Annotated in this window: 1 protein-coding gene; it reads right to left on the bottom strand. The window is 42.9% G+C overall.

What is annotated here, in order from left to right:
- Positions 1-63 precede the first annotated feature (63 nt).
- Positions 64-261: hypothetical protein (locus tag SB764_RS41640; RefSeq protein ID WP_410866983.1), on the bottom strand; the 198-nt coding region annotated here is incomplete at its 5' end.

The raw sequence follows: 261 nt of genomic DNA, 5'->3' as shown, positions 1-261 counted from the left end.
AACCAGGGAGAATCCGTAATGCCGGATGCGGTGTAAACACCTTATCCGGCATACAGAACAATACTACACCGTAATTAATTTTACCCGCGTCTTCTGCAATGCCAGTTTATCCACCTCTGACACAGCATCATCGGTAATAATAATGTCAATTTTTTCGATTGGTAGTACCTGATTAAAACCGCGACGGTTAAATTTCGATGAATCGAGAACGGCAATCACTTTATTAGCGGCTGTGACCATCGCACCGCTAATAGAATAACC

Origin of the sequence: Paraburkholderia sp. SIMBA_027 (genome assembly GCF_046535315.1) — a bacterium.
GTDB lineage: Bacteria > Pseudomonadota > Gammaproteobacteria > Burkholderiales > Burkholderiaceae > Paraburkholderia > Paraburkholderia tropica.
The sequence above is the reverse complement of the archived record's forward strand: the minus strand, read 5'-3'. Positions and strand labels throughout refer to the sequence as shown.